Genomic DNA, 731 nt, shown 5'->3' with positions numbered 1-731 from the left:
TGGATACGAGTTGCAATTCGTTTTGTTTGGCATACTGAATATTTTCTTTCTCAGAATAGGCTGTGTCGCCAATAACTGTATTGATTTCCATGCCCGTTTTGCGACTTTTTTCGATTAGTGTTTGGAGTTGTTTCCCGTCACTTTTTTCTCCGGTTGTAACTACCGCAGCTGTAATAATACGCTCTTCATTCATTGCAAGATGTGTTTTGTAGCCAAAAAAAGAGGAGTCGGCTGTTTTGTGACCCACACGTGCATCTGGATCATTAGAAAATTGAAGGTGCTCCACATGATCTTCTACGATTTCCTTTAAGGAGTTCAACTTTTCCTTTACCTTTGGATATTCGCGAATACTTTCTTCTTTTTCCACGGCGTCAATTACTTTTTGACAATAATCCAGTTCATCCACTAATTTGTTTGTCGTTGTTTTTGGCGGGAATTTATCTTTCATGTTTTCATTGATTTGATAAACGGCCTTCCGCAACAGCTTAGACTTCTCCATCAATATTTCTTTGGGTGACTGCTGATTGAATCGTGATTTCGTATGGGTAGCATCCACAATGATTGCGCGGCTTTTAATGATTTCTTTTTCTAATGCAATTTCTACCGTTTTTTGAATCAGCATGTCGAGCAGGTTCACATCCTTCAATCGAAGTTTACGAAACTTCGTGAGTGAACTAGGGTTGATGACCTCGTCTTCTGGCGCCATATCTAAGAAGTATTTAAGGGACATA

Annotated in this window: 1 protein-coding gene; it reads right to left on the bottom strand. The window is 39.3% G+C overall.

The genetic code is table 11. From position 1 onward, the window contains the following. Positions 1-731: transposase (locus UQ64_RS29795; protein WP_156417423.1), on the bottom strand; the 731-nt coding region annotated here is incomplete at both ends.

Origin of the sequence: Paenibacillus etheri, assembly GCF_001012825.1 — a bacterium.
GTDB classification, from domain to species: domain Bacteria; phylum Bacillota; class Bacilli; order Paenibacillales; family Paenibacillaceae; genus Paenibacillus_AQ; species Paenibacillus_AQ etheri.
This window is presented reverse-complemented; position numbering and strand designations above follow the sequence as displayed.